Raw genomic sequence first — 24,241 nt, 5'->3', positions numbered from 1 at the left:
TCGCGGTGAAGCCCCTACATCAAATTCTCGGGGCTGCGACCAGTTCCAAAAAGATCATCGCCCTTGCTGAGGGCGATGATCCACGTGTTGTAGAAGGTGCGCTGAAAGCACGTGCCGAAGATGCAGCCGATATCATCCTTGTCGGCGATCAGACCAAAGTTGCCTCGTTATTGGCTGAAAAAGGCGGAAGTGATGTAGCCGGGATAGACATCCACGATCCGGCTACTTCCCCCCATTTGGATCGCTTTGCCAATGCCTATTTCGAACTGCGCAAACACAAAGGCGTAACGGCTGAGACTGCGAAGTCTCTGGTGCAAAATCGTCTGAACTATGCCGCTATGTTGGTCCATATCGGGCTGGCTGACGGCACGGTCGGCGGTGCTGTGGAAACCACTTCGGACACTGTTCGTGCCGCTTTGCAGATCATCGGCAAAGCACCTGACGCCCATATGGTGTCTAGTTTCTTTCTGATGATCTATGAGCGCGACCACCACACGGTTCAGGGCGCCCATATTTTCGCCGACTGCGGGTTGGTCGTTGATCCGAACGAACGCGAGTTGGCTGAGATCGCTCAGGCCTCGGCCGCATCCTATCGCACACTCACAGGAAAAGAACCTCGTGTTGCGATGCTATCTTTCTCGACGAGCGGCAGTGCCAGCCATCCGAAAGTGTCCAAGGTGGTTGAGGCCACACAAATTGCCAAAGCCGCCAATCCAAACCTGATCATCGACGGAGAGTTGCAGTTCGACGCTGCCTATGTGCCAGAGGTCGCCAGTAAAAAGGCCAAGAACTCACCTCTGGAAGGGAAAGCAAACGTGTTTGTCTTTCCCAACCTCGATGCGGGCAACCTGGGGTACAAGATCGCCCAGCGCATTGGCGGGGCCGAGGCCATTGGGCCCGTTCTTCAAGGCTTGGCGAAACCCGCAAACGACCTGTCGCGCGGTTGTTCTTCAGACGATGTGTTGCACATGATCGCCGTGACCGCAGTGCAGGCACAACAAGTGGGTTCATCGCAAGAGCCAGTTCATCCAGCTACTGCATAACCTCTGCGGCTTTGCCGCTTAACTGTAAACGTGTTCAAGAAAGATCAACGAACCGATGCTGGGTAAGACTGAACTCAAAAGCTCCTTCGGCACGGATGTCGCCCAGACGGCTCGAACCATGTTCCCAGGGGTTATGGTGGCGATCACCGTTGCTGTAACGGCAAAATTCCTGTCGGAACACTACGCGACCCCGGCCATGCTGATGGCCTTACTGCTTGGCATCGCGCTCAGCTTTCTGGGCGAAGAGGGCAAGACCGTCCCCGGCATTGGTTTTGCAGCCAGATCCCTTCTGCGCCTCGGCGTGGCACTTTTGGGTGTGCGGATTTCCATGACGCTCATGATGGGATTGGGTTGGGACCTGATCGCCCTTGTGGTTGGCGGCGTATTAGCCACCATTGCGTTCGGTCTTTTGATCGCACGGTTCTTTGGTCACAAATGGCGCTTTGCGTTCCTAACGGCGGGCTCTGTCGCCATCTGCGGCGCGTCTGCGGCAATGGCGATCAGTGCCATCCTGCCCAAGGACGAAAGATCCGAAGAGCGCCTGATCTTTACCGTTCTGGGCGTCACGGTCCTGTCGACCATCGCCATGATCGCCTATCCGATTCTGGTGCGGACGCTGGGCATGGATGACGTGGCAGGCGGTGTGTTTCTGGGTGGCACGATCCACGACGTGGCCCAGGTTGTCGGTGCAGGGTTTTCAATCTCGGAACAGACCGGCGACACCGCCACACTGGTCAAACTGTTCCGTGTGGCGATGCTGGCCCCGGTGGTTCTGGTCGCCTCGCTGATCATCCGCAGCGTCACCGACATGGACGAGGCGGGCAAGCGCCCTCCGATCTTGCCCGGCTTTGTGATCGGGTTTCTGGTGCTGGCTGCGGCCAGCTCGTTCGGCCTTATCCCGGCCTTCCTGTCCGAGTTGCTCAGCCAGGCATCCCGCTGGTTGCTTCTGATCGCGATCGCTGCGGTTGGAATGAAGACGAACCTGAAACAAATCCTCTCGGTCGGAGGCGCAGCCATCGCCCTGATCGTCGTGGAAACTCTTTTTATTGCAGGAATTATCCTCGCCGGACTAACATTCCTAACCTGACCCGCCGCCCCGACATAAGGACGCCAGATGACAATCCAGCAACCGAAGATCGACACCAGCCCGAAAGTCTCGGACGAGATCCGGCGCACCACCTGTTATATGTGCGCCTGTCGCTGCGGCATCAACGTCCACATGAAGGACGGCAAGGTTGCCTATATCGAGGGCAACCGCGACCACCCGGTCAACAAAGGCGTGCTTTGCGCCAAGGGCAGCGCCGGGATCATGCAGGTCAACGCGCCCTCACGTCTACGCAAGCCTCTGCGGCGGGTCGGCCCGCGTGGCTCGGGTGAGTTCCGCGAGATCGAGTGGGACGAGGCGATCAGCACTGCCGTCGGCTGGCTGAACGAATTGCACGAGACCGCCCCGCACAAGCTGGCCTTCTTTACTGGGCGCGACCAGAGCCAGAGCTTCACCAGCTTCTGGGCACAGAATTTTGGTACACCCAACTATGCGGCCCATGGCGGGTTCTGCTCGGTCAACATGGCAGCGGGCGGCATCTACACGATGGGCGGGGCGTTTTGGGAGTTCGGCCAGCCCGATTGGGACCATACAAAGCTGTTCATGCTTTTCGGTGTGGCCGAGGATCATGACAGCAACCCGATCAAGATGGGCATCGGCAAGATCAAGGCGCGAGGCGCGCGGGTGATCGGGGTGAACCCGATCCGCTCGGGCTATAATGCGGTGGCTGACGATTGGGTCGGGATCACGCCGGGCACCGATGGGCTTTTCATCCTGTCGCTGATCCATGTGCTGATGAAGGCTGGCAAGATCGACCTCGACTACCTTGCCCGCTACACCAACGCGCCGGTTCTGGTGAATGCTTCTGACGGCCCGGCGAAGGGCCTGTTCCTGCGCGATGCCGATGGAAAGCCTTTGGTGATCGACCGTGTAACCGGTGAGCCGACCGCCTTTGACAAACCCGGCGTGCGCCCGGATCTGTCCGCCACCTACGACAAGGATGGCGTAACTCACCGCCCGGTCTTCCATCAGATGGCCGAGAAATACCTCTCGGACGATCACGCCCCCGAAAAAGTGGCCGAGCGCTGTGGCATTCCGGCCCAGAAAATCCGCGCTATCGCCGCAGAAATCGCCCGCGTCGCCTTTGATGAGGCCATCGAGCTTGACCAGGAATGGACCGACTTCCGGGGCGAAAAGCACTCCAAGATGACAGGCCGCCCAGTCAGCTTCCACGCGATGCGGGGGATCTCGGCCCATGCCAACGGCTTCCAGACCTGTCGCGCGCTGCATGTACTGCAGATCCTGCTGGGTACGGTCGAGGTCCCCGGCGGCTTCCGCTTCAAACCGCCCTACCCCAAACCCGTCGAGGCCCACCCCACCCCGCACGGAGACCGCCGCCCAGGCCGCCCACTGGAAGGCCCTCACCTTGGCTTTCCGCGCGGCCCCGAGGATCTGCTGCTAGACGAAGACGGCACCGCTCAGCGTATCGACAAAGCCTTTACGTGGGAAAACCCGATGTCAGCCCACGGGCTGATGCACATGGTGATTTCGAACGCCGCCGCAGGCGATCCATACAAGATCGACACGTTGTTCATGTATATGGCGAATATGTCGTGGAACTCCTCCATGAACACCAAAGGTGTGATGGAGATGCTGTCGGCCAAGACCGAGGACGGCAAATACGTCATCCCGCATATCATCTACTCGGATGCCTATTCATCGGAAATGGTCGCTTATGCCGACCTGATCCTACCAGATACCACCTATCTGGAACGGCACGACTGTATCTCGCTGCTGGATCGCCCGATCTGCGAGGCCGACGCCGCTGCTGATGCGATTCGCTGGCCAGTGGTCGAACCCGACCGTGACGTGCGCGGGTTCCAATCGGTGCTGATTCAACTCGCCAACCGCATGAGCCTGCCGGGCTTCACCAACGAAGACGGCACACCCAAGTGGAAGGACTATGCCGACTATATCGTCAATCACCAGCGCAAGCCGGGCATCGGCCCTCTGGCCGGGTTCCGTGGCGAAGATGGCACCAAAGAAGGTCGCGGAGAGATCAACCCGGACCAACTGAACCGCTATATCGACAACGGAGGCTTCTACGTCGCGCATATCCCCGCAGGTGCGGATTACTACAAACCGTGGAATACCGCCTATCAGGACTGGGCCGTTGGAATGGGCCTCTACGACAGCCCGCAGCCCTACCTGTTCCAGCTGTACTCCGAGCCGATGCGCAAATTCCAATTGGCCGCCGAAGGACACGGACCGAGCCAGCCCCCCGACCACCTGCGACAACGCATCAAAGACGCCATGGACCCTCTACCCATTTGGTACGAGACCGACCAGCAGGGCAACGAGGGCTTCACCGTCAACGCCCTGACTCAGCGCCCCATGGCGATGTATCACAGCTGGGGCACCCAAAACGCCTGGCTAAGGCAACTTCACGGGCGCAACCCGCTTTACGTCCCCACCAAGTTGATGCGCGAACACGGGCTGCAAGACGGCGACTGGGCCAAAGTCACCTCTCCTCACGGCGAGATCACCGTGCCCGTGATGGAAATGGCCGCGCTGAATGAAAACACCGTCTGGACCTGGAACGCTATCGGCAAGCGCAAAGGCGCATGGGCGCTGCAAGAGGACGCACCCGAGGCCACCCAGGGTTTCCTGCTCAACCATCTGATCCACGAATTGCTACCACCTAAGGGCGACGGTATGCGATGGGCCAACTCGGACCCGATCACCGGCCAGGCCGCGTGGTTCGACCTGAAAGTCAGGATCGAAAAAGCCGCCCCTCCGGCGGATACCGAAAGCCAACCCGAATTTGCCCCGATCAATTCCCCCGTCGGCACTGGCCCGAAGGATATCGCATGGAAGGTAGGCAAATGATCCAATCTTCATCTGGCCAAAAATATCTCGGGGGTGAATTGAGCCAAAGGCTCAAGAGGGGGCTGGCCCCCTGCCCCGCCCACCAAAGCCGAGGTTCCCTGATATGACCCAGCTCCCCGAATCCTCTGATCGCAAAATGGGCCTCGTCATCGACCTCGACACCTGTGTCGGGTGCCACGCCTGCGTGATTTCCTGCAAGGGCTGGAACACCGAAAACTACGGTGCACCCTTGTCTGATCAGGATGCCTATGGCGGCAACCCCTCGGGCACATTTCTGAACCGTGTCCACTCCTACGAGGTCACTCCGGCCGAGGGCCCTGCCCAACTGATCCACTTCCCCAAATCCTGCCTGCATTGCGAAGACGCACCCTGCGTCACGGTCTGCCCAACCGGGGCCAGCTATAAGCGGGTCGAGGATGGGATCGTGTTGGTCAACGAAAGCGACTGCATCGGCTGCGGCCTCTGCGCCTGGTCCTGCCCCTATGGCGCGCGGGAAATGGACATGGCCGAGGGCGTGATGAAGAAATGCACCCTCTGCGTCGATCGCATCTACAACGAAAACCTGCCCGAAGTGGATCGGGTGCCGTCCTGCGTCCGCACCTGCCCAGCCGGAGCGCGTCATTTCGGGGACCTCGGCGATCCTAACAGCGACGTCAGCAAGCTGGTCGCTGAACGAGACGGTATGGACCTGATGCCAGAAATGGGCACCAAACCTGTCAACAAATACCTGCCGCCCCGCCCCAAGGATCAGATCGAGGACCAGATCGACATTCTGGCCCCACTGCTGGCCCCAGTCGCGGAAGAGCCCAAAGGGTTCCTCGGCTGGCTCGACAAAACTCTGGAGAAGCTCTGATGCATCCGGCCCCATCCGTTATCATCTTCACCACCTTGTCCGGCCTCGGCTTTGGGTTACTATTTTTCCTGGGCCTCGGGATGCCAAACGTTACAGGCTGGGTCGCCTTTGTCTTCTTCCTGATTGCCTACGGGCTGGCCCTCGGCGGATTGCTGGCGTCAACCTTTCACCTCGGTCACCCAGAGCGTGCTTGGAAGGCGTTCACGCAATGGCGCTCTAGCTGGCTCAGCCGCGAGGGTTGGTGCGCCGTGATCGCACTGGTCCTGATGGGCCTGTTCGCAATCGGTTCAGTTTTCATGGGCGAACGCTGGAGTCTTTTGGGCTGGCTCGGCGCGTTGTTCTCGCTGGCCACGGTGTTCACCACATCAATGATCTACACCCAGCTCAAGACAATCCCCCGTTGGAACATGAAGCTGACACCAGCCATGTTTCTCAGCTTCAGCTTGGCCGGAGGGGCCTTGATGGCCGGACAAACCTCGGTCGCTCTGCCTTTGCTGTTGATCGCCGCTCTGGTGCAGATTCTGTATTGGCGTCAGGGGGACAAGGCGCTTGCCAGCTCGGGGACTGACCTTGGGACAGCAACAGGATTGGGCGAACGCGGGTCGGTGCGGGCGTTTGAGCCTCCGCATACCGGGACCAACTACTTGCTACGAGAGTTTGTCCACGTGGTTGGCCGCAAACATGCCGAGAAGCTGCGGATCATCTCGTTCCTGTTGGCCTTTGCGCTGCCCGTCGTGTTCATCGCGATCCCGTTAGAAGGGCTCGCGCTAAAACACCTGCTTGCGCTGCTGGCAGTGGTTTCTCACCTGGCTGGCGTCGCCGCGTCACGCTGGCTGTTCTTCGCGCAGGCGGAGCATGTGGTTGGGCTCTACTACGGCAAGCGGTGAGAACCTTTGCAACAAACAAAAAAGGGCGGCGCTCGATATTCGAGGCCGCCCTTTTCATAAGAACGTCTAACTTAGATCAGACCTGCATGCGCCATCGCGGCTTCGATGGCAGACTTGGTGCTGTCTTCCAGTTCAGTCAGAGGTGAGCGAACTTCAGTGCTGCACAGGCCCAGTTTGCTCAGCGCGTATTTCGCGCCGACTAGGCCGGGCTCGATGAAGATTGCTTCGTGCAAAGGCATCAAGCGGTCCTGATAGTCCAGAGCCTTGGCATAGTCGCCCGCCAGCGTGGCCTGTTGGAACTCAGCACAAAGTTTCGGAGCAACGTTGGCCGTGACCGAAATACAGCCCACGCCGCCATGCGCGTTGAAGCCCAGCGCGGTGGCGTCTTCGCCCGACAGCTGACAGAAATCCGCGCCGCAAGAGGCACGCTGCTGGCTGACACGGGCCAGATCGCCGGTTGCATCTTTGACACCGACAATTCGTGGCAGCTTGGCCAGTTCGCCCATGGTCGCGGGGGTCATGTCGATGACCGAACGGCCTGGGATGTTGTAGATGATGATCGGAATCTCGGCGCAATCGTGCAGGGCGCGAAAATGGGCAAGCAGGCCTTTTTGGGTCGGTTTATTGTAGTAAGGCGTGACCACCAGCGCCGCATCGGCCCCTACATTTTTGGCAAACTGGACGAATCGAACTGCCTCGACGGTGTTGTTCGAACCTGCGCCCGCAATCACCGGCACCCGACCTGCGGCAGCTTTGACCACTTCGGCCACGACGGTTTCGTGCTCTTCATGGCTCAGCGTCGGGCTTTCGCCGGTGGTGCCAACGGGGACCAGGCCGGTTGAGCCTTCCTTTATCTGCCACTCTACCAAGTGTTTGAGCGTATCCAGGTCCAACTCGCCGTTGCTGAACGGGGTGACGAGGGCTGGCATTGAGCCTTTGAACATGGGTCGCGCTCCTTGAAGTGCGGTTGCAGTATTTGCACCATCCTCGCTCACGTTTTTGGCTTTGTGAGTTGATACTGGCGGCGCAAGGTTTATCCTGAATGGCTCTATCCTCGGTTGGTTGGGAAATGCAAGGGATGACACGCGTTCTGGCCTTTTTGGCAACAGTGATTCTGTGTTTTGGGATGCAGGCAAGCGCCGCGCGGGCCGATGCTGCCGGCAATCTGCGCGCCGGGCTGGCCGAAATGCGCAAAGGTGACTGGAACGAAGCGCTAGCGGTTTCTGGCGCACGCGGCTCGGTTACGCGTGACATCATCGTGTGGCATTGGCTCCGCGAGGGCTTTGGCAGCTCGGGCGATGTGCTGGTGTTTCTGGAACGTCGCCCCGACTGGCCCGGACTGGCCTGGTTGCGCCGCAAGAGCGAGCCGTCCTTTACCGGGGCTGATCCAGATCGAGCGGTGAACTTCTACGCCGATCAGCCGCCGCAAACGGCCGAAGGCGCGCTGAACTACGCCGTTGCCCTGAAAGCCAAAGGTCGGATTGGGGACGCTGAGGCCGATATCGTAACAGCCTGGCGCACCATGCCCATGGGGTCGGGCTTGCAAAAGGATTATCTTGAGAATTTCGGCAAATTGCTAAAACCGCACCACACGGCGCGACTGGATCGGATGTTGTGGGACAATCATTTGGTCAGCGCCGGGCGTATGCTGCCTCTCGTCAACGCCGATCAGCGCAAGCTGGCGGAAGCCCGCATTGCCCTACAAAAACGCGAACCGGGCGTGGACGGTAAGATTTCTGCCGTACCCAAGGCTCTGGCAGGGTCTCCGGGACTGGCTTTTGATCGCTTTGTCTGGCGCGACAAGAAAGAACTGGACGACAGCGCTATTGACTTGATGCTAGCGCGATCGACCGGCCCGGACGCCTTGGGTGAGCCGGACAAATGGGCCGAAGGGCGACGCCGACTGGCCCGGCTTGAGATGCGGCAGGGCAGTGCGGCCCGTGCCTATGAGGTTGCCGCCAACCACCATATGACGCCCGAAATGGGTTACGGATACGCCGATCTGGAATGGCTGGCCGGGTTTCTGGCTTTGCGAAAGTTGAACGACCCCGCGACGGCGGTTCGGCATTTCCAGAACTTCGAAGGCGCGGTGAAGTCTCCGATCTCAAGAGGTCGTGCTGGTTATTGGCTGGGTCGCGCCTACGCGGCACAAGGGGATGCCGAGAAAGCTTATGACGCTTATTCGATGGGTGCAGATTATCAGACGTCTTTCTACGGCATTCTGGCAGCCGAGCAGATCGGGCGACCGTTTGACAGCACCCTCGCCAACCCACCCCGCGCCGCGCATTGGCGGCAAGCCGAATTTGCGAACTCCAGCGTTTTGGAGGCAGGTCTGCTGCTGTTGAAAGCTGGGGAGGACAACGTTTCCGAACGGTTTCTGACTCATCTGGTCGAAAGCCTCGATACAGCGCAAGCCAATCAGCTGGGCGATCTGGTCATCGAGTTGAAGGAACCGCATCTGGCCGTGATGATCGCCAAACGCGCCGCGACCACGGGAACGGTTCTGCCCGCAGCCTATTACCCCGTGCATCCGGTCGCAGATATCGGCCTGCCAATGGCCAAAGAGATGACATTGGCCATCGCCCGGCGTGAAAGCGAATTTGATCCGGTGGTGATCAGCGGCGCAGGCGCGCGCGGCTTGATGCAGGTGATGCCAGCGACCGCGAAATTGGTCGCGCAGGAGCTGGGCATCCTCAGCGGACATCAGACCGGACGGCTGACTACGGACTGGGAGTATAATGCCAAGCTGGGCGCCAACTACCTGTCCAGCCTCGCGGCGGATTTCAACGGCAACGTGGTCATGATGGCCGCCGGGTATAATGCTGGTCCACGGCGACCGATCTCATGGATGGAGCGCTATGGCGACCCCCGCGTCGGCGAGGTGGATGTGGTCGACTGGATCGAGACCATCCCCTTCAGCGAAACGCGCAACTATGTGATGCGCGTGACCGAAAGCCTGCCGGTCTACCGCGCGCGTCTGGGGAAACCAGCCCTGCCCGTGCCCTTCTCGCAGGAGCTGACCGGATCAACCCTTGCGGCGTTCGCGCCATAGGGTGAACAGCCCCGCCGCAACAACCAGCCCTGCGCCGATGACGACCTCGGGGCGAAGGACCTCGTTGAAGATTGCGATGCCAAGGATCGCGACCCATACCAGATGGAGGTAGGCAAAGGGCTGCACCGCACTGGCCTCGGCCGCCTCATAGCATTTGATCAGCAACCAATGGCCAAAGGCCCCGCTGACACAGAGCGTTGCCATCCAGGCCCAGTCCGCCTTTGCCATCGGCTCCCAGAACCACATGCCGACTAGCGTCATGGCAACGGCTCCGCTGACACCGGTCCAGAAAAAGCTGGTGGCGGCGCTGTCTCGGCGCGCGGCATAGCGGGTGAGCAGTGAATAGACCGCAAACAGAAAGGCCGAGATCAACGGAATGATCGCCCAGGGGTTAAACACACCGACCCCCGGTTGAAGGATGATCAGCACGCCGACGCAGCCGACCCCGATCGCCGTCCAACGCCGCCAACCCACGCTTTCACCCAGAACCGGGCCGCTGAGGGCCGCGACCAGAAGGGGGTAGCAGATGAAGACCGCCATGCTGTTGATCAGACCCAGTTTGGTGAAGCCGAAAACGGCGACGCAGATCTCGGTCACCAGCAAAACGCCGCGAAAGATCTGCAGTTTTGGCTGGTCGGTGCGCGCCGCCGCCATCAACCCACCCGGAGCACGGGCCGCCAGCGCAATGACAAAAGCGGCGAAGAACCAATAGCGGACCATCACCACCATATAGGTGTTATACGTCCCCGCCAGATGGCGCGAGATCCCGTCCTGCAAGGCAAAAACCACTGTCGAGGCGACCATCAGCGCGATCCCGGCCGAGATATTGTTCTGCTGCGTCACGCCTTTACCGCCCGTGTCATATGCCGTTTGCGACCGTATCCGGGCGCGCGGGTGACTGCGAAACCGGCCTCCTCCAACCCGCGGCGGACAAAGCCCGCTGCGGTGTAAGTGGCCGCGGTGCCGCCTGGTGCCGTGTGATCGGATACCTGCTGCATCAGATCCGCGCCCCAGAGTTCGGGATTTTTGGCGGGCGAGAAGCCGTCTAGAAACCACGCATCGGCCTTGCCTGTCCAGCCGGGCAGTGTCTGACGCGCGTCGCCTTCGATCACCTCAAGGTGCAGCGTGCCGAACTGACAGGACCTGCCGCGCCATTGCGACAGGAAGCGGTCGGCCCAGGGTTGCACCTCCGGGAAAGCGGCCAGGGCGCGCGCCATATCCTCGGGGGCCATGGGGAAGGCCTCGAAACTTGTGAAGCGCAGAGGGGTGGTCTGGCCTGCGGCTTCCCATGCGGACCAGACAGTCAGCAAGTTCAGGCCGGTGCCGAAGCCCAGTTCGGCAATATGAAACCCCGGCGCAAAGCGTGCGGGCAGGTCGTTACCCGATAGAAAGACATGCCGCGTCTCCTCCAACCCGTTCTGCAACGAGAAATAGGGATCATCGAACTGGTCCGAGACCGGAATCCGGTCCTTTCTCCATGTCAATTCGGCGTGCTGGTCTGCCATCGGGGAATCCTGTAGCTAAGCGGCGCGACACTGAACAAGGAAGAGGGGTTTGGCAATGGTCGATGTGACGGTACGTGGCGCTGGCATTTTTGGCCTGTCCATCGCCTGGACCTGCGCCCGGCGCGGCGCAAAGGTGCAGGTTGTTGACCCCTTTGGGCCCGGCGCGGGCTCCAGCGGAGGGTTGGTCGGCGCCCTGGCCCCGCATGTGCCCGAGAACTGGAATGCTAAGAAAGCCTTTCAGTTCGACAGCCTGATCATGGCCGAACCCTTTTGGGCGCAGGTCGAAGCAACCGGAGGGGTCTCAGCAGGCTATGGGCGTCTGGGACGTCTGCAACCCATCATGGATGAGCGCAGCTTGCAGTTGGCGCACCAACGGCACGCCACCGCGCAAGAGCTGTGGCAGGGCCTGGCCGAGTGGCAGGTACTGTCCACGTCAGAGGCAGGCCAATGGTGCCCGCCCAGCCCGACCGGCTATGTCATCCATGACACCCTGACCGCGCGGATGCACCCAAGACGGGCCTGTGCCGCGTTGGTTGCGGCGCTCTCGGTCATGGGGGTTGAGGTGGTCGCTGAGGCCCCGGACAAGGGCCATGTGCTGCATGCGACAGGTGTCGCCGGATTGCATGAGCTCAGCCAAAGCTTCGGGAAAACCGTCGGCAATGGCGTCAAGGGACAGGCGGCATTGCTGCGCTTTGATGCGGGCGCGGTGCCGCAGCTTTTTGCAGATGCGATCCATATCGTGCCGCATGCAGACGGCACGCTTGCGATCGGCTCGACCTCGGAGCGGGATTATGATGATCCAACCAGCACCGACGACGCGCTTGAGGATGTGATCGACCGCGCCACCCGCGCCGTTCCCGTGCTTCACGGAGCCGAGGTGATCGAGCGATGGGCCGGTGTCCGCCCTCGCAGCAAAAGCCGCGCTCCGATGCTGGGTACACACCCGCTGCACGACGGTCAGTTTATTGCCAATGGTGGTTTCAAGATCGGCTTTGGCATGGCTCCGAAAGTGGCCGAGGTGATGGCGGACCTGATGCTGGACGGTCGAGATGAAATCCCTGCGGACTTCCGCCCCGAAGCGTCACTTTGACCGCGCTTCTGCCTGCATGCACTGTCGCCCATCGGGGCCTCGAACCCACAGGTCCGGCCCGTTGCGGCAGAGTGTGGCCGTCTCAAAGTGCAAAAGCGGCGCGGTTGCCCGGAACGAAAAGCGCGTCAGCGGGCCGATCACCTCCTCCGCAAACAACATAAGCAACTGCGCCAATAGCGGCCCGTGTACGACCAGCCCGCCATACCCTTCGACATCGCGCGCATAGTCAAGATCGTAGTGGATACGGTGGCCGTTGAAGGTAAGCGCGGAATACCGGAACAAAAGGGTGCTGTCGAAGCTCACCTCGCGGTGGTCTGTTTCGTCACCACGCGCCACGGGCGGCGTTGGCTTTACCTCATCCAGACCGGGATCTTCTCGATAGACCAGATCCTGCCATTCGGTGACACAGAGCGCCCCATCCTGCCAGATCTCATGCTTGAGCGTGACAAACCCCAACGGCCCAGTGCGCCCGGTTTTGCGGCTCTGTTTCTCCAAAACGGAATGCCGCTCGGCCTCCACACCTGCCCGCAGTGGGGTATGGAAGTGCACCCCCCCCCCGGCCCACATCCGACGCGGCAGGCCCATGTCCGGGATCAGATCAATCCCAACCCGAGGGTGCCCGTCGCGCCCCAGATCAGATGGCCTGCGCGGGGACCAGAAATAAAGCTGATGAAAGAACGGTGGCAACGCAGAACCGCCAGAGATCGTAGGCTCCAACCCCAGCGCAACTTGCAAGGCCGCCGCCCGGGCCGGGTCCATCACATCGCTTTGCCGATCCTGATGCATACCGTATCCGCCTAAAGACGCTCGACCTCGGCCCGCAGCTTTTGCATCAACGCATGGATGGTCTTTTCATAGCGCTCGCTAGTCAGCCGTCCCCCGTCGTCAAACGCGTTGGAGCTGTTGGCCAGATGGACCTCGGGGCCTTGCAGAATGCGCGGTTGGAACGGCACCAAATAGGCGCGAAGGACCATCTGGGCGCGCTCCCCTCCGGCCCGACCCGCAGCGGCGGACATCACCGCAACCGGCTTGTCGGCCCAAGGTTTGCCCGACGTGCGGCTGACCCAGTCCAGAGCATTCTTCAGCACGCCCGACGGCCCCTTGTTGTATTCCGGTGTGGAGATAATCACCGCATCCGCTTGCCCGATCTGGTCAGCCAGCGTTTGCACGGCGGCTGGGATGCCCTCACCCTCTTCCAGATCCCCATCATAGAGGGGCAGGTTCAAATCCGCTTCGACAAAGCTGGCAGGATCAAAAAGGCGTGCCGCCTCGCGCAGAAGCTTACGGTTTGTTGCTGACTGACGCAGGGAACCGGACAGGCCAAGAAGGGTCGGTTGGGACATTGCGGGAAACTCCGTTTCAGTGTTTCCCAATAGGTAGACCGAGACGCGCCTGATCCAAACCCCATTTCTTGCACAGATCGTGCGCGCAAAAGGGCAGCCCCAAGACCGCCCGCAATGCACATAGAATTACGAGTTTGCGCTGGGTACGATCACGATCTCGACCCGGCGGTTCTGCGATTTGCCTTCCGGCGTCAGGTTCGAGGCAACCGGGTTATCTTCACCGCGCCCGATGGTGACGATCCGGCTGTAGTTCACACCGTTCGCCTGAAGGACGTCTGCAACCGCATCGGCGCGACGCTCGGACAGGCCTTGGTTATAGGAGGCCTCGCCATCACTGTCGGTGTGACCGATGATTTGCACGTTGGAGTTCGGATAATTCACGAGGTTCTGACCAACCCGCACCAGGTCGGCCCGCAAGGCCGGGCGGACCGTCGCACTGTCAGTGTCGAAGGTGATGTCATTGGGAACGGTCACAATCAGCCGGTCGCCCGCGTTGACAATGGTGATCCCGTCATTGGCCAGCTGCTGACGCAACTCTGCCGCCTGTTTATCAAGTTGGTTGCCGATCAGGCCTCCACCAGCCGCACCGATCGCACCGCCTGCTACCGCGCCCAAAAGAGGGTTCGAGTTGTTCGCGATTGCGCCGACACCAGCACCAACCAAACCCCCCAAAACCGCGCCCTGCTTGGCATTCTGATTCGGATCGGAGGGCAGGTTCAACGTGCCCGGATCGGTACAGGCCGTCAGAGTCATGGCCGAGCATAGCCCGGTTGCCAGAAAAAACTTGGAAATCGTCATGGTATCACCTTCTGCTCGGGCACCCGTTGATCGGGTTTGCCTTGTTGCAGATCAGTATATCACGGCAGCGTTGCGCGGGCTCAAGCAACAAAGCGGTGAAGTCGGCGAATCCCCGCCCATACTTGTTCAGACGGTCTGCGCGGCCGGATCTTTGCCCTCCTGCTCGTTCCACAAATCCCGGAGCGAACTGCCTTGGCCACGGAAACTTTGGCCCGTGTCTTCACAGGCCCAGATACGGTCGGTCCGGAAATGCCGGAACCCGCCCCGCAGCTCGCACCATCCGGCGAGCATCGTGCATTCGATGTGGTAGATCAGAGCCACAGGCCGAATGACTCGTTCCGAGCGTTCGCCCGCGCCGTTGACATAGGTGATGCGCAGTTTCTGCTCGGCCCGTATGGCTTCGCGGTAGCTGGCCACCGGGATGCATCCTTTCGCGGGATCATCAACCGGCGCACCCCAGGTCGAGACCTGCAGCCAATCGGCAGGACAATGGAGCGCGTCGATCTTGTCACAGATGCGCCGCGCTGCCCGTTGCAGATGGCTGTCCCCGGTGCGCGCCAGCATCGACAACCCGACCCACAGTGCCTCAACCTCTTCCGCGTCGAAATTCAACGGAGGCAGATCATAGCCGCGCCGCATCAGATAGCCCACGCCTGCCTCACCCTCAATCGGTGTGCGCTGCGCCTGTAACTCGGCGATATCACGGTAGACTGTGCGCGTGGAAACCTCGAGCTTTTCGGCCAGTTGATCGGCTGTCACGGGCGCATCTGCGGCCCTGAGCATCTGGATGATTTCGAACAACCGGGTCGAGCGGCTCATGTCGGGGTCTCCTGTCAAACTGCTGACAGCCTAGCACATCCCCCTGACAAGGGGGTGTCAGGAGTGGTGCGCGAGATTGGGTCAGATTTCAAAAACTCGGAGGCCCAATATGCCCAGCCTAGACAACCATGTTCTGTTGCACCTGAAACTTGAATGCTGGTCGCAGGATCACACGCTTCGCGCCTATGAGATCGAGCGTGAACTAGCCGCAGATCGACACCGCGCACAACCCGCGCGCCGCAAAAGATCGCGTAGGTTTTCTCTCGGGAACCTGAAACTGTTGTGGACCAACGTGGCCTGAACCTAGAAATCCGCCTTGGCACGAAATTTCATCGCCACGCCGCCCTCGGGGCTTTTCAGGCGCAACTCCTCGGAATGCAGCATGAGGCGCGGGAAATCGCGCGCTGCGCCATCGGCGTAAAACGGGTCACCCAGAATCGGGTGGCCCAAGGCCAGCATGTGAACACGCAACTGATGCGAACGACCGGTTTTCGGAAACAGCCGCACGCGCGTCGTATCACCTTCGTATTTGACGACACGCCAATCCGTGACGGCCTGTTTGCCCGTGTCATGGCACACCATCTGACGCGGTCGATTGGGCCAGTCTACGATCAGCGGCAGATCAACCGTCCCCGTTTTGCCCTCAACCCGCCCCCAAACGCGAGCAATGTAGGTTTTGCGGGTTTGTCGCTGCTCGAACTGCATGCTCAGATTGCGTTGCGCGTGGGGCGTCTGCGCAAAGACCATCACGCCCGAGGTATCCCGGTCCAACCGATGCACCAACAGGGCCTGCGGAAACACCGCCTGCACGCGGGTCATTAGGCAATCCGCCAAATGCGCACCACGCCCCGGCACCGACAACAAGCCCGAGGGCTTGTTCACCACAATCAGTTGCGCATCTTCATGCAGCACATCCAGCGGTGTCTGGGGGGGATCGTAGATCTCGCTCATGCCCGCGTGCCTATCCCACAGCGCCACTTCCCGCAACGTCGTCCTTGCGTGCGGCGCGCGTATCGTGAACCGTTGAGGCAAAAAGGGGAGAGGACATGCATCCAACAATCGAACGCATGCAAGAGGTTGTCGCCAAAGGGGACGAAGCCCTCATTCATGAGCTTTTGGCCGAGGACGTCCGTTTCATGCCGCCCACCTACTACAGCACATGGATCGGTCGAGCGCCGGTTGCGGCCGTTTTGGGCCATGTGGGTAAGGTATTTTCCGACTTCCGCTATCGACGGATCATGGGCAGCGGCAATGACTGGGCGCTGGAGTTTCAATGCAAGGTCGGAGATCTGGATGCGGTCGGCGCGGACCTGATCACGCTAAACGAAGAGGGTTTAATCCAGCAGTTCGAGGTTGTGATGCGCCCTCACAAGACCATTGGTGCCCTGCGTGAAGCGATGATGGCCCGTGTGATGACCGACCCGCGGTTTCTGGAATTCAAATCCGCCCTAAGCTGATCATGTCAAATCCGCTTGCCGCCGATCAGATTCTGCGTGTGCCCCTTCTGCCGGTTCTGGCGGCGCAGGGATTGGCTGTGCGCCGCAAGGCCCAGCTGCTGCCGGAACCAATCGGTCCACGCGAAGGGCGAACGGGCCGTGGGCCTCGCCTGCGCCTGTTGATTGCGGGCGACAGTTCTGCCGCCGGCGTAGGCGCGGGCACGCAAGAACAGGCGCTGTCAGGCCATTTGGTCAAACACTTGGCGCGGCATCACTCGGTCGAATGGCGGTTGGAGGCAACAACCGGACACACGACACGAGACACGCTTGAGAGGTTGCAAGCGATTGATGGCACATTCGATGCGGTTGTGACAGCGCTCGGCGTAAACGACGTGACCCGAGGCGTGACCTACAAACGCTTCGTCGAACGGCAAAACCAGTTGGCCAGGATATTGACCCAACACCTCGGCGCGCGACGCGTTGTGGCGACAGCAGTGCCGCAGATGAACCGCTTTCCGTCCCTGCCCCATCCCTTGGCTTGGGTTTTGGGTCGACAATCCGCGCGCTTGGATCGGGGTCTGCAACAGGTCGTTGCCGCCCATCCGCAACTCCGACACTTGTCACTGGATTTACCGGATGATCCCGCTCTGGCGGCGCCGGATGGATACCACCCCAGCCCCAAAACCTACGCGATTTGGGCCGAAAGCGCAGCGCGGCTTCTACTTCAGGCCTGAGCCCGCGCCTGCCGGATCATCGGGATCGAATACACCACAAGCGCTGCCCAGATCAGAGGGAAGGCAATCATGCGGCCGCGGTCAATCTGTTCTCCGAACACGGCGACTGCGGTGATGAAGATCATGGTGGGCGCGATGTATTGCAGGATACCCATCGTCGACAGCCTGACGAGCTTGGCCCCATTGGCATAGACCAGCAACGGCACCGCCGTCACGACACCAGCGCAGGACAGCAAGAGAGTATCCGAGGCCAACATCCCGAAGTGCCCAGTTCCCTGAACACCCAGCCACGTCACATAGGCGATTGCGGGGATCAAAAGGATAAGAACCTCAAGCAGAAATCCCTGATTGGGACCAATCGGCAGAGACCTTTTGAAGAAGGCATAGAAACCCCAACTCACCATCAAACCCAGCGCCGCCCAAGGCAGACGCCCAGCCTCGACCACCAGAACCAAAACGCCCAAAGCCGCCAGACCGACAGCAACCAATTGCATGCGCGTCAGAGGTTCTCGCAGCAACACAGCGCCCAAGGCGATACTGAACAAAGGGTTGATATAATACGCGAGCGCCGCATCCAACGCATGGCCGGTTGAGATCGCCCAGACATAAATCGCCCAGTTCACCGAGATCAGCGCCGCCGTCAAAGCCGCCATTCCCAACATCTTGGGATTGCCCAACGCGGCCCTAAGGTCTCGGGTCCGCCCCAGAATGACCAGAAGAAGCCCTGCCACCGGCACCGACCAGATGACCCGATGCGCCACAACCTCAACCGGGCCAATATGGCTCAGCGCTTTCATATAGAGAGGCAGGAAACCCCACATGACATAGGCTGAAACCGCCAGTACAAACCCCTTTGGAGTGTCCGCATTTTGTAAAGGTGAGGAGGCAGTCGCCACGGGAAATCTCCGACAAGTATCGGACCCATTTACGGCAGTTCCGGAAGGGTTGAAAACTCTGAAAACAGTGAAGTCGCACATAACGAATTGTGATGGGTCGACTTCGAAACCGCGCAATTTTGCGAGGCTCTGCCTCGCGCTCCGGGATATTTTTAGCCAGATGAAGACTGGATCCCCTGCTTCATCTGGCCCTAAGTATCTCAGGGGAGTCGCGGCTTACCGCGACGGGGGCAGAGCCCCCTGTTCTGCGGGTTAAACTTTCACGCGCTCGGACTTGGGATCATACATGGGCTTCAAAGACGCCTCGGCCTTCACTTTGACACCACAAACGTCGATCTCGTAGCTCGATGCCAGAACATCCGCAGCTTTTTCACCTTCACACGGCACATAGCCCAGACCGATAGCACCACCCAGAGTGTGGCCGTAGTTGCCGGAACTCAGATAGCCGACATATTCACCGTCACGCACGATAGGTTCGTTGTGGAACAACAGCGGCTCGGCCTCAGTCAGCTTGAACTGCACGAGGCGGTTTTTGGGGCCAGTCTCTTTGCGCGCAATCACGGCTTCGCGGCCAATGAAGTCACAGCCCTTGTCGACCTTCACGGCAAAACCAAGCCCGGCATCAACCACGTGGTCTTCACAGGTGATGTCATGCCCAAAATGGCGGAAGCCCTTTTCGATGCGGCAGCTGTCCATCATGTGCATGCCGCACAGTTTTAGACCCATATCCTGCCCGGCTGCGTGCAGCGTCTCGAAGGCATGACCTGCCATATCAGAGGAGACATAGATCTCCCACCCCAGCTCTCCCACATAGGTGACGCGGTGCGCGCGGGCGAGGCCCATGCCAAGCTCGATCTCTTGCGCGGTACCAAATGGGTTGGTCGCGTTTGAGAAATCGTTGGGCGAGACTTTTTCGAGCAAAGCGCGCGCGTTCGGTCCCATGATGGCCAGAACGCCTTCGCCTGCGGTCACATCCGTGATGACGACGTTGAAGTTGCCTGCATGGCGCTGCATCCATGTTTGATCTGACAGACGGGTCGCGGCTGGCGTGACGACTAAATAGGCGGTCTCGGTCAGGCGGGTCACGGTTACGTCGGCCTCGATCCCGCCGGTGCGGTTCAGGAACTGGGTGTAGACAATCTTGCCGTTCGGCACCGAGTAGTCGCCGCCGCCGATGTAGTTCATGAATGCCTCGGCATCCGGACCTTCGACGCGGATTTTCCCGAAGGAGGACATGTCATACATGCCGACATTCTCGCGCACAGCGCGGTGTTCTGCGGCAGAGTTTTCGAACCAGTTCTGACGCTTCCAGCTATACTGGTATTCGCGTTCCTGCCCGTCATTGGCGAACCAGTTGGCCCGCTCCCAACCGGCTAATTCCCCCATGACCGCGCCTTGTTCCAACAGGTGATGGTGGAACGGAGTTCGCCGCACCCCGCGCGCAGTGGCTTTCTGACGATACGGGAAGTGATCGGCGTAGAGCAGGCCCAGAGTCTCTTTCGAGCGCTCGAACAGGTACTGCTTGTTGCCTTGGAAGGGCTGCATCCGGCTTATGTCGACATCCCCCAGATCAAACGGCTTCTCACCGCTGTCCATCCATTCGGCCAACGCCATGCCCGCGCCACCGGCCGATTGGATACCGATCGAGTTGAAGCCCGCCGCGACCCAGACATTGTCCATCTCGGGCGCAAGACCCAGGTGATAGGCATCATCAGGAGTGAAAGACTCAGGTCCGTTGAAGAAGGTGTGAATCCCGGCTTCGGCCAGCATCGGAATACGGTTCACCGCCGCTTCGAGGATCGGTTCAAAATGGTCGAAATCCTCGGGCAACTGGTCGAACTCAAAGCTGTTGGGGATACCATTCATGCCCCAAGGCTTGGCGTTCGGTTCAAAGGCACCCAGAAGGATTTTGCCAGCGTCTTCCTTGTAGTAGGCGCATTCATCCGGAACGCGCAGAACTGGCAGCTGAGTCAGGCCGTCAATGCCCTCGGTCACGATGTAGAAATGCTCGCAAGCATGCAGCGGGACGTTCACGCCCGCCATGCGACCCACTTCGTGGCCCCACATCCCGGCGCAGTTCACCACCATATCGCATTCGATATGGCCCGAGGCGCTGCCATCGTCGGCAACCCAGTCAACGCCGGTGACCTTGCGCCCTTGCCTGACGATATCGGTGACCTTCACACGCTCTTTCACGATGCCACCGCGCTGGCGCGCACCTTTGGCCAGAGCCAGCGCGATATTCGCCGGGTCGCCCTGCCCGTCCAACGGCAGATACACAGCCCCTTTGACGTCTTCGATGTTGAGATGCGGATACAGCTCGGCCACGCGCTCGTTCGAGATTTCTTCGACTTCGACTCCAAAGGCGCGTGCCATGGCGGCTTGGCGGTAGATCTCTTCCTTGCGCTCTTCGGTAAGCGCGACAGTGATCGAGCCGCAGCGTTTGAAACCTGTCGCGACACCGGTCTCTTCCTCGAGCGAGCCGTATAGTTCCTGACTGTACTTGGCCAATTTGGTCATGTTCGCCGTCGCACGCAGCTGCGCGATCAGGCCAGCCGCATGCCAGGTTGTGCCGCTAGTCAGTTGTTTACGCTCAAGCAGCACAACATCTTTCCAGCCCTTCTTGGTCAGGTGATAGGCAACCGAGCATCCGATCACGCCGCCGCCGATAATGACCACGCGGGCCTTGCTGGGAAGATCAACCATAGTGAAGACTCCGTTCGTTCAGGTTTCCCCCTGAATGGCATGAAAAATCGGCGCGGAATCCATCAAAAACGTCATCGCATCCGCAAAAATCATCGCTGCGCGGCTTGTCTCTTTTGTTGGCGCATCACAAAGGGCGTCACACCGAAAAAACTCCGGTAAACTGATGAGAACCCGTTCGGGAAACCGCAGGCCAAACCTATTTCGCGCACGCTCATAGTGGTGTTCAGCAATAGGTTGTTGGCCTTGGCAAGCCGCATTTCGCGATAGAACCCGTTAGGTGTGGTGCCGAAGAACGCTTTGAACTTCCGCTCAAGCGATCGGTTCGAGATATTCAGGCTGTCCACGAGATCCTGGATCGGCAAAGGGTCTTCGATGTTGGCCTGCATCAGCTTGATGCATTGATCCAGTTTCTTATCCCCAGTCGCGGTGTTTTTCGCGCCCGAGAAGGGCTGCATCGACGAAAAATCGCGGATGTTTTCATGCAGCATGACGTCCGCCACGGTCAATTGCGTGGGCCCCGAGATATGCCGCCCAATCACGACCAGCGCGATATCGGTGGTGGCCCCCATACCTGCACAGGTGACGACTGCGCCGCGCTCGGTTGCGATGGACAGTTTCGCCTCGAACCGCGCACCGCGCTCACGCAGGAATGAGGCGTTTTCCCAATGGGTTGCCAGATCGGCTGTGCCCTGCTCGTCGATATACCGGCTTGCCGCTTCTGCCAGCAAAAACACCTGTGCACCGCGATAGGTATAGTTCGACACGACCCGGCCCAAAGACAGGTCGGGGTGATCCGGGTTAGAGTTTCCGATCACAAACAGATAGGTGGCATCGGGTTGGGTAGGCACGGTTTCGGTCTGAACCGTTGCGTCGCTGCTGCTGGCGATTAGACCGCCACGCAGGGATCGGTAGGTATAGGTGAACGGCGGCGTCGCAGACACCCGATTGGAAATCCTTAGAACATCTACCAGCGACGCGAGTTCCAGCAGCACAAAGCCCGGTGCGACCAGAATGTCGAAATGCACGGGGCTGGTCTGACGCCTGTCAGTGGCTGGCGATGATGTCTCGGACATACCGTTCCCTTGTCGGTTCAGACGATCCGATGACCGGCTGATTCCAGGCGACGCGCGAGGGCCTCGATATGATCCGGGCCGATCTCGCAGCATCCGCCAACGATTGTTGCGCCTTGGTCGACCCAGGCCATCGCGTGGTCGGCATAGGCCTCGGGGCTGAGATCGTGGCGCTGTGCGAGACTATCAACCGTAGGGGCGTCTTGCAAAAACCCCTCGGCGATATGCGTGAAGCCGTTGGCATAGGCGCCATATGGCAGTCCCATCCCGGACAGTATCTCAAGCCCGGCTGGAACCGCTTCGGGACGGGTGCAGTTGATCAAAACGGCTTGCGGATTGTAACGCTCGACCAAGGGGGCAATCTGACCCAGCGGCTCGCCAGATCGCAGCCGCGTTCCGTCTTCGTCCATCGGAGACAGGGCCAGCCACACAGGTTTCCCGCAGCCAGCAGTGCCCCTCAGGGCGCCTTCGGCCTCCATCACCGACGAGACAGTTTCGATCAGGATCAGGTCCACACCATCGCCCATAAGCGCGACCAGTTCAGCGAATTTGCGTCCGGCCTCCTCCGGATCAGGCTCGAGATCGGGTCTGTAAGAGGCCAATAGCGGCCCGAGCGCTCCGGCAATGCGCCCGCCATTCCCTGCGCGCGCCAGATCGGCCTGAGACACGGCGGTGTGGATCAATTGCGCCAACTGGTCCTCGATCCCTTCGCGCACAAGGCGCGAGCGGTGGACGGCATAGGTGTTGGTTGTCGCGACTGTGGCCCCGCGCCGGAAGTATTCGGCATGAACCTCGCGCACCAATTCCGGATGATCGATCATCACCCGCGTCGACCAAAGCGGCGTTGGTTGTTTGCCGCTGCGCTTGACCAGCTCCTGCCCGATCGAGCCATCTAACAGAGTAATTTCGGCCATGTCATAAACTCCTTACGGGATCAGCACCAATTTCCCCGGCAACGCTTTGGATTGGAAATCCTCTTGTGCCTTGGCAATATCCCTTAGGGGATAGGTGCGGGAAATCAAAGGCTTGATCCGACCGGCATTCATCAGCTCAACCAGACGGCCAAACACCTCGGGCGGTTGGTGAGTGCAGCCGTGAATGGTGATATCGCGCAGGTAGATGTCGCGCAGATCGGCCTGCACCATCGGGCCTGCAATTGCGCCTGATACAGCGTAGTGCCCGCCGGGTTTCAGGGCCAGCATGAGGCCCGCCCATTTAGGGCCTCCAACCACGTCGATCACGACGTCGAACATGTCTGCAGGCAACGCAGCATCGCGATCAAAGGTCTCAACCGCGCCTTGGGATTTCACAACCTCGGCCTTGGCGGCACCGGTTATGCCCCAGACGGACGCGCCGCGCAGGCGGGCCAGTTGCACTGCCGCCAGACCGACACCGCCCGAAGCCCCAGTGATCAGCACCTTGTGGCCAGCTGTGACCCCGGCGCGGGTCAAAAGGTTCTCGGCCGTGCCATAGGCGCAGGGAATGGCCGCGATCTCGGTATCTGACAAGGGCGAAGCGGAGACATCGTAGAGATCATTCGCTTCGACCAGACAGTATTGGGCAAAGGCGCCATCAATCTCAGAGCCTAAGGCAATAAACCCCTGTGGATGGCCAGGTCGCGGGCGCGGCAGATTGATCGGGCAGGTCACGCGCTGACCGGGTTGAAACCCTGAACCCGGACCGGCTGCTTCGACAATGCCGCACAGGTCGCCGCCTTGAATTCGAGGGAATTGAAGCGCGCCGCCCCACCCTCCGGCATCGATATCCTGATCGACGTCATCGGTGGCCCCGGTCACGTCCGAAGAGTACCACCCGACCCGCGTATTGATATCGGTGTTGTTGACCCCGGCAGCTGCGACGCGGACCAGAACCTGCCCGGGACCGGGCGTTGGAACGGGAATATCCTCGCGCCACTGCAAAGCCTCCGGCCCGCCGTGATGAGTGAGGTAAACGCCGGACATATGTGCAGGGATCGTCATTTCAGCCTTCCGATTTGGACTTTGGTGAAAGGCAGACTGGGGCCCGCCATGGGCCCCAGCTTGGAGTTTTGTGCCAATTTGGCAATCCCCAAAGGG

General features: G+C 60.1%; 23 protein-coding genes. 10 read left to right on the top strand and 13 right to left on the bottom strand.

What is annotated here, in order from left to right; translation table 11 throughout:
• Nucleotides 1–5 precede the first annotated feature (5 nt).
• The 5 genes from pta to ACR0J4_RS12020 all read left to right on the top strand — a co-directional run bounded on the left by pta (nt 6) and on the right by ACR0J4_RS12020 (nt 6,717).
• A complete protein-coding gene (gene pta, locus ACR0J4_RS12040) occupies nt 6–1,043 on the top strand; it encodes a phosphate acetyltransferase (RefSeq protein WP_170642663.1) in 1,038 nt (345 codons plus the stop codon).
• 55 nt (nt 1,044–1,098) lie between these two features.
• Nucleotides 1,099–2,130, top strand: a complete 1,032-nt coding sequence (locus tag ACR0J4_RS12035; RefSeq protein WP_170642662.1) for a putative sulfate exporter family transporter — start codon at nt 1,099–1,101, stop codon at nt 2,128–2,130.
• A 27-nt stretch (nt 2,131–2,157) separates the two neighbouring features.
• Nucleotides 2,158–4,977 (top strand): molybdopterin oxidoreductase family protein, encoded by a 2,820-nt coding sequence (locus ACR0J4_RS12030; protein WP_170642661.1) that lies wholly within the window; start codon nt 2,158–2,160, stop codon nt 4,975–4,977.
• A 103-nt stretch (nt 4,978–5,080) separates the two neighbouring features.
• Nucleotides 5,081–5,830 carry a 4Fe-4S dicluster domain-containing protein gene (locus ACR0J4_RS12025; protein WP_170552480.1) on the top strand — a complete coding sequence of 250 codons (750 nt, stop codon included), beginning with the start codon at nt 5,081–5,083 and terminating at the stop codon, nt 5,828–5,830.
• Nucleotides 5,830–6,717: a DmsC/YnfH family molybdoenzyme membrane anchor subunit gene (locus tag ACR0J4_RS12020; RefSeq protein WP_170552477.1), complete on the top strand. Its 888-nt coding sequence runs from the start codon at nt 5,830–5,832 to the stop codon at nt 6,715–6,717. The genes ACR0J4_RS12025 and ACR0J4_RS12020 overlap by 1 nt, the downstream gene beginning before the upstream one ends.
• Before the next feature lie 71 nt (nt 6,718–6,788).
• On the opposite strand, the gene dapA is transcribed toward ACR0J4_RS12020, so the two are convergent.
• The gene (gene dapA / locus ACR0J4_RS12015) at nt 6,789–7,661 is read right to left on the bottom strand and encodes a 4-hydroxy-tetrahydrodipicolinate synthase (RefSeq protein ID WP_170552474.1); all 873 of its coding nucleotides are present in this window, start codon (nt 7,659–7,661) and stop codon (nt 6,789–6,791) included.
• A 134-nt stretch (nt 7,662–7,795) separates the two neighbouring features.
• Here dapA and ACR0J4_RS12010 point away from each other — a divergent pair, with 134 nt between their 5' ends.
• Complete coding sequence (locus ACR0J4_RS12010; protein ID WP_170642695.1) at nt 7,796–9,769, top strand: lytic transglycosylase domain-containing protein; 1,974 nt, start codon at nt 7,796–7,798, stop codon at nt 9,767–9,769.
• On the opposite strand, the gene ACR0J4_RS12005 is transcribed toward ACR0J4_RS12010, so the two are convergent.
• On the bottom strand, nt 9,743–10,612 hold the full coding sequence (locus ACR0J4_RS12005) for a DMT family transporter (RefSeq protein ID WP_480668623.1): 870 nt from the start codon (nt 10,610–10,612) through the stop codon (nt 9,743–9,745). The genes ACR0J4_RS12010 and ACR0J4_RS12005 overlap by 27 nt on opposite strands.
• Complete coding sequence (gene mnmC2, locus ACR0J4_RS12000; RefSeq protein ID WP_170642660.1) at nt 10,609–11,274, bottom strand: tRNA (5-methylaminomethyl-2-thiouridine)(34)-methyltransferase MnmC2; 666 nt, start codon at nt 11,272–11,274, stop codon at nt 10,609–10,611. Before mnmC2 ends, ACR0J4_RS12005 begins: the two co-directional genes overlap by 4 nt.
• 55 nt (nt 11,275–11,329) lie before the next feature.
• Between mnmC2 and ACR0J4_RS11995 the strand changes: the two genes are divergently transcribed.
• Nucleotides 11,330–12,364: an NAD(P)/FAD-dependent oxidoreductase gene (locus tag ACR0J4_RS11995; RefSeq protein WP_170642659.1), complete on the top strand. Its 1,035-nt coding sequence runs from the start codon at nt 11,330–11,332 to the stop codon at nt 12,362–12,364.
• Here ACR0J4_RS11995 and ACR0J4_RS11990 read toward each other — a convergent pair.
• The 4 genes from ACR0J4_RS11990 to ACR0J4_RS11975 form a co-directional block, all read right to left on the bottom strand.
• On the bottom strand, nt 12,356–13,150 hold the full coding sequence (locus ACR0J4_RS11990; RefSeq protein WP_170642658.1) for an FAS1-like dehydratase domain-containing protein: 795 nt from the start codon (nt 13,148–13,150) through the stop codon (nt 12,356–12,358). The two genes, ACR0J4_RS11995 and ACR0J4_RS11990, sit on opposite strands and share 9 nt — an antisense overlap.
• Nucleotides 13,151–13,161: 11 nt before the next feature.
• Entirely contained in the window at nt 13,162–13,707 is a 546-nt protein-coding gene (locus ACR0J4_RS11985) for an NAD(P)H-dependent oxidoreductase (protein WP_170642657.1), read from the bottom strand.
• 126 nt (nt 13,708–13,833) lie between these two features.
• The gene (locus tag ACR0J4_RS11980; RefSeq protein ID WP_170642656.1) at nt 13,834–14,505 is read right to left on the bottom strand and encodes a YiaD family glycine zipper/OmpA-like lipoprotein; all 672 of its coding nucleotides are present in this window, start codon (nt 14,503–14,505) and stop codon (nt 13,834–13,836) included.
• Nucleotides 14,506–14,631: 126 nt separating this feature from the next.
• Nucleotides 14,632–15,324, bottom strand: a complete 693-nt coding sequence (locus ACR0J4_RS11975) for a helix-turn-helix transcriptional regulator (RefSeq protein WP_170375494.1) — start codon at nt 15,322–15,324, stop codon at nt 14,632–14,634.
• Nucleotides 15,325–15,433: 109 nt separating this feature from the next.
• Here ACR0J4_RS11975 and ACR0J4_RS11970 point away from each other — a divergent pair, with 109 nt between their 5' ends.
• Nucleotides 15,434–15,625 (top strand): hypothetical protein, encoded by a 192-nt coding sequence (locus tag ACR0J4_RS11970; RefSeq protein WP_170642655.1) that lies wholly within the window; start codon nt 15,434–15,436, stop codon nt 15,623–15,625.
• Nucleotides 15,626–15,627: 2 nt separating this feature from the next.
• Here the strand turns inward: ACR0J4_RS11970 and ACR0J4_RS11965 are convergent, their stop codons facing one another.
• A complete protein-coding gene (locus tag ACR0J4_RS11965) occupies nt 15,628–16,275 on the bottom strand; it encodes an RluA family pseudouridine synthase (RefSeq protein ID WP_170642654.1) in 648 nt (215 codons plus the stop codon).
• A 95-nt stretch (nt 16,276–16,370) separates the two neighbouring features.
• Here ACR0J4_RS11965 and ACR0J4_RS11960 point away from each other — a divergent pair, with 95 nt between their 5' ends.
• Both ACR0J4_RS11960 and ACR0J4_RS11955 read left to right on the top strand, forming a co-directional pair.
• Complete coding sequence (locus ACR0J4_RS11960; RefSeq protein ID WP_170642653.1) at nt 16,371–16,781, top strand: nuclear transport factor 2 family protein; 411 nt, start codon at nt 16,371–16,373, stop codon at nt 16,779–16,781.
• 2 nt (nt 16,782–16,783) lie between these two features.
• Nucleotides 16,784–17,494 (top strand): SGNH/GDSL hydrolase family protein, encoded by a 711-nt coding sequence (locus ACR0J4_RS11955; protein ID WP_170642652.1) that lies wholly within the window; start codon nt 16,784–16,786, stop codon nt 17,492–17,494.
• Here ACR0J4_RS11955 and rarD read toward each other — a convergent pair.
• The 5 genes from rarD to ACR0J4_RS11930 form a co-directional block, all read right to left on the bottom strand.
• Complete coding sequence (rarD, locus tag ACR0J4_RS11950; protein ID WP_480668618.1) at nt 17,485–18,390, bottom strand: EamA family transporter RarD; 906 nt, start codon at nt 18,388–18,390, stop codon at nt 17,485–17,487. The two genes, ACR0J4_RS11955 and rarD, sit on opposite strands and share 10 nt — an antisense overlap.
• Nucleotides 18,391–18,642: 252 nt before the next feature.
• Entirely contained in the window at nt 18,643–21,096 is a 2,454-nt protein-coding gene (locus tag ACR0J4_RS11945; RefSeq protein ID WP_170747262.1) for a GcvT family protein, read from the bottom strand.
• Between the two features lie 89 nt (nt 21,097–21,185).
• On the bottom strand, nt 21,186–22,169 hold the full coding sequence (locus ACR0J4_RS11940; protein ID WP_170642649.1) for a helix-turn-helix domain-containing protein: 984 nt from the start codon (nt 22,167–22,169) through the stop codon (nt 21,186–21,188).
• A gap of 17 nt (nt 22,170–22,186) precedes the next feature.
• Nucleotides 22,187–23,080, bottom strand: coding sequence for a homocysteine S-methyltransferase family protein (locus ACR0J4_RS11935; RefSeq protein WP_170642648.1), 894 nt, complete (start codon nt 23,078–23,080; stop codon nt 22,187–22,189).
• A gap of 12 nt (nt 23,081–23,092) precedes the next feature.
• Nucleotides 23,093–24,145: an alcohol dehydrogenase family protein gene (locus ACR0J4_RS11930; protein ID WP_170642647.1), complete on the bottom strand. Its 1,053-nt coding sequence runs from the start codon at nt 24,143–24,145 to the stop codon at nt 23,093–23,095.
• Between the last annotated feature and the right edge of the window lie 96 nt (nt 24,146–24,241).

This window comes from Ruegeria sp. B10 (assembly GCF_056539825.1).
Note: the sequence above shows the minus strand (reverse complement) of the source record. Positions and strands in the feature narration are given on the sequence as shown.